4 protein-coding genes are annotated in these 4,162 nt (G+C 71.6%); 1 reads left to right on the forward strand and 3 read right to left on the reverse strand.

Annotated features, from left to right (window positions below):
• Nucleotides 1-99: 99 nt before the first annotated feature.
• Nucleotides 100-1,569 (reverse strand): MFS transporter, encoded by a 1,470-nt coding sequence (locus tag DW309_RS07270; protein ID WP_136044986.1) that lies wholly within the window; start codon nucleotides 1,567-1,569, stop codon nucleotides 100-102.
• A gap of 61 nt (nucleotides 1,570-1,630) precedes the next feature.
• Between DW309_RS07270 and DW309_RS07275 the strand changes: the two genes are divergently transcribed.
• Nucleotides 1,631-2,698 (forward strand): threonine aldolase family protein, encoded by a 1,068-nt coding sequence (locus tag DW309_RS07275; protein ID WP_136033116.1) that lies wholly within the window; start codon nucleotides 1,631-1,633, stop codon nucleotides 2,696-2,698.
• A 6-nt stretch (nucleotides 2,699-2,704) separates the two neighbouring features.
• Here the strand turns inward: DW309_RS07275 and DW309_RS07280 are convergent, their stop codons facing one another.
• Both DW309_RS07280 and DW309_RS07285 read right to left on the reverse strand, forming a co-directional pair.
• On the reverse strand, nucleotides 2,705-3,427 hold the full coding sequence (locus DW309_RS07280) for a FadR/GntR family transcriptional regulator (protein WP_136036287.1): 723 nt from the start codon (nucleotides 3,425-3,427) through the stop codon (nucleotides 2,705-2,707).
• 14 nt (nucleotides 3,428-3,441) lie between these two features.
• On the reverse strand, nucleotides 3,442-4,162 hold a 721-nt coding region (locus DW309_RS07285; RefSeq protein ID WP_136044987.1), incomplete at its 5' end, for an aldehyde dehydrogenase family protein.

Below are 4,162 nucleotides of genomic sequence, written 5' to 3' on the forward strand. Positions count from 1 at the left end.
CGCGGGCTGCGGACGCGCGGGCTGCGGACGGGCGGGCTGCGGACGGCGGGCTGCGGACGGCGGACGGGCGGGCTGCGGGCGGGGCTGCGTCCGTGTGGGTCAGCGGGACTCGGGAGGGATGCCGCGGACGACCGGGGGCGCATCGGGGTGATGGCCGTACGCGCGGCCGTCGCGCGCGTCGCCCGTCTCCTGCCGCTCACCGAGAGGATCGTGTGCCGCGGGGTCGGTGCCCTCGTCCGTCGCGTCGGGTGCCTGATCCGGCGCCGTCGCGTACAGCTCGGTGAGGTGACGGTACGACCGCGTGAAGAACGCCAGCGTCGCCGCGACGACCATGATCAGTCCGGCGAACAGGCAGATGAGGGCGATGCCGCGCGCCTCGCCCTCGCCGAGCAGCCACTCCCACTGCCGCTGCCCCTCGGCGGTGTCCATGTACGGGATCACGACGTACTCCGCGATCGGCGCGATGAGGAAGGCCGTGATCGGGGCGGCCGCGGCCTCCATCGCCGCCGCCGTGCCGAACACCCGCCCCTGTCGCGTGAACGGCACGACCTTCTGGATGACCGTCTGCTCGGCGGCCTCGACCGGAGGGACCAGCGCCATGTACACCCACATGCCCAGCACGTACAGCGGCCACCACTCGCGCAGCATGAAGATCGCGCCGAGGAGTCCCATCGCGATCACCACGAGCAGCATCGTGCGCACCGGTTTCTTGCCGAGGCCGAACTTCGCGACCAGCCCGCCGCCGATGAGGAAGCCCGTGGAGGAGAACGCGAGCGCGAAGCCCCACATCTGCGCATCGAACAGCGTGAGGCCGTACGGGTCCATGAGCGCCATGTAGACGCCGCCGATGAGGTTGTTGAACGTGGAGAACACGATGAGGGCGAACAGCCCGGGTGCCTGCCGGATGGCCTGCACGCTGCCGCGGAAGTCGACCGCGCTCTTTGCCTCGGGGTCGACCTCCGGCTCGGACTCCGGGATGCGGATGAACAGCAGGTGCGCGAAGGTGAGCGCCATCGCCACGATCGCGATCCCCAGCGTCCACCCCATGCCGAGGAACCCGATCGACAGGCCGGAGAACACGCTCGTGACCAGGAACGCGATGCCCTGCACCGTGCCCACCAGGCCGTTCGCGTTGGCCCGCTTCTCCTCGGGCACCAGCAGTGTCACCGTGGTGGACAGCGCGATGTTGCGCAGCTGCTCGATCACGCCGCCGAACAGGATGATGCCCGAGAACAGCCAGAACCACGGGCCGCCCAGGTCGAGAAGCGCCGCCTCGGGCTGCCACACGTAGAGCACGCCCGCGATCAGGAACGCCACCGCCGAGATGACGCTCGACAGCAGCATGACCCGGTGCTTGCGGTGCCGGTCGACGATCGTGCCGAAGAACATCGCGAAGAACGCGACGAACAGCATGTAGGCGCCGCCGATGATCCCGGTGGCCAGCACCGACCGCGTCTCGATGTACACCCAGAACGTGAGGGCGAACCAGAGGAAGCTCGTCGTCACGTTGGCGATCAACGTGTTGACGAGGACGTTCGCGAAGGCCGTCTTCGCCGCGGTGCGCTCCATGGGTTCGAGGGTAGGGCGGGGCTCGGACATCCGGTAGGGGAACCGCGATTAGGCTTGACCGGTGAGCATCCCCCATGACCCCGCTCTGCGGGGCTTTGCCAGCGACAACTACTCCGGCATCCACCCCGAGGTCCTCGCCGCGATCGCCGCCGCGAACGGTGGCCACCAGGTGGCGTACGGCGAAGACGCCTATACCGCCCGCCTGCAGGAGGTCTTCCAGCAGCACTTCGGCGAGGGCGTCCAGGCGTTCCCGGTGTTCAACGGGACCGGCGCGAACGTCACCGGCCTGCAGTCGATGCTGCCGCGCTGGGGTGCCGTGATCGCCGCATCGACCGCGCACATCAACGTCGACGAGGGTGGCGCGCCCGAGAAGATCGGCGGCTTCAAGCTGCTCACCGTGCCCACCGACGACGGCAAGCTCACCACCGAGCTCATCGACCGCGAGGCGTGGGGCTGGGGCGACGAGCACCGCGCGCAGCCGCTGGTCGTGTCGATCACGCAGTCCACCGAGCTCGGCACCCTCTACACGGCCGACGAGATCCGCACGATCGCCGACCACGCGCACGAGCGGGGCATGAAGCTGCACCTCGACGGCGCCCGGCTCTCCAACGCGGCCGCCGCACTCGACCTCCCGCTGCGCGCCTTCACGCGCGACGTCGGCGTGGACGTGCTGACATTCGGCGGCACGAAGAACGGCGCCATGCTCGGCGAGGCCATCGTGGTGCTGAACCCCGCCGCCGCCGACGGGCTGCCCTACGCCCGCAAGTTCAACATGCAGCTGTCGTCGAAGATGCGCTTCGTCTCGGCGCAGCTGATCGCGCTGCTCGAGGGCGACCTGTGGCTGCGCAACGCCCGGCACGCGAACGCCATGGCCGCCCGGCTCCGCTCCCGCATCGAGGCGGGGCTCGCCGACGGTTCCGTCGCCGGTGTCGAGTTCACCCAGCCCACCCAGGCCAACGGCGTCTTCGCGACGCTGCCCGAGGGCGTTGCCGACCGGCTGCGCGACGTGTTCCGCTTCTACGACTGGGACGCGGCCCGGCGCGAGGTGCGGTGGATGTGCGGCTTCGACACCGAGGAGTCCGACGTGGACGCCTTCGTCGACGCGCTCGGACGCCTCACCACCGCCTGAGCGGTCTCAGTCGTCGACCACGCGCGTGAACTCCTCGCGCGTGGTGCGCAGGTGCGCGCGCATCGCCGCATCGGCGGCGTCGGCGTCGCCCCGCCGCACGGCATCGAGGATGCGCTCGTGCGCGTGCCAGCTGGACTCCTTCACGAAGTCGAAGCTCATCAGGTCGACGGGCTCGAACATCCGCACGCGCGCCTCTTCCACCGCGTCGCGCACGAACGTGTTACCCGACGCCGCGGCGAGCGCGAGATGGAAGTGCGTGTCGGCGATGCGGGACTCGGCCTTGGTGGCCGCCCCCGCCAGCTCGCTCTGGGCGAGGGCCATCGCCTCCAGATCCGCCGTGCTGCGCCGCGCCGCCGCGAGCGCCGCCCCACCGGACTCGACGATCTCGCGGAACTCGGTGAGCTCGCCGATCTCGGCCGAGCGCGTGCGCACCTCGTCGCGGATGAGCCGCGGATCCAGCGCCGCGTCCTGGACGATCGCCCCGCCGGACGCGCCCCGGGTGATGACGATCTGGCCGCTCCCCTCCAGGATGCGCAGCGCCTGCCGCAGCGTCTCGCGCGAGACGCCGAGCTGCTCCGCCAGACGCCGCTCCGGAGGCAGGCGGTCGCCGGGGCGGATGCGGCCGAGCGCCATCTCCCGGCGCAGGAACCCCGCCACGGCCTGATAGCCCGACACGGGGTGCAGCACGGCGCGGGAGAAGTCGTGCGGCGCGTCGTCACGCTCGCCCATGGCCACTCCTCCGGTCAGAGGGGAAGACCGGCGCGGTCCGTGCCGACGACCTGCTTCCCCGTGAAGAAGTCAAGCACATCGTCGTCGCCGTGCCCGCCCAGGCCGCTCGCGCCGAAGAAGCTCTGCGCGGAGGCCGGCGACATGTCGAGCACACTCGTGCCGTTGACCTTCACCTCGCCCGCGACCAGGCGGGTGCCCAGCGCCGCGGCCCCCTCCTGATCCGCCCCGAACACGTAGCCGGCGAGCCCGACCTGGCCGGTGTTCGCCAGGCGCACGGCCTCGTCCTCGTCGTCGTAGCCGCCCACGAGCAGCATCGGCCCGAACACCTCGTCCGCGAGCCCCGGGCCGTCGAGCACCGCCACCGTGGGGGCGAAGAACCATCCCCGTTCCGGCACCGCGGACACCCGCAGCAGCTCGGCGCCGGCGGCCGCCAGCCGGTCCCGCTGGTCGTCGAGCTCGTCCCGCCGGGCGGCGAAGGCCACCGGGCCGACCTCGGTCGCGTCGTCGAGGCTGGATCCGATGGTCCGGCGGGCGAACGCCGCGATGAGCAGACGGGCCAGCTCGTCGCGCCGGGCGCGGTCGACCAGCACACGACGCGGAGCCTCGCACCACTGCCCCGACAGCTTCAGGACGCCGTCGGCGAGCGCCTCCGCCGCCTGCTCCAGGTCGGCGTCGGCCCGCACGATCGCGGCGGTGTTCGAGCCGAGCTCCAGCTGCAGCCGGGCGAACCGGGGC

The sequence above is a fragment of the Microbacterium sp. K41 genome (assembly GCF_004794395.1).
Lineage (GTDB): Bacteria > Actinomycetota > Actinomycetes > Actinomycetales > Microbacteriaceae > Microbacterium > Microbacterium sufflavum.

Excerpts from the sequence above, each read along its gene's own strand:
- DW309_RS07270 (WP_136044986.1), bottom strand. The coding sequence starts at position 1,569 with ATGGAGCGCACCGCGGCGAAGACGGCCTTCGCGAACGTCCTCGTCAAC.
- DW309_RS07280 (WP_136036287.1), bottom strand. The coding sequence starts at position 3,427 with ATGGGCGAGCGTGACGACGCGCCGCACGACTTCTCCCGCGCCGTGCTG.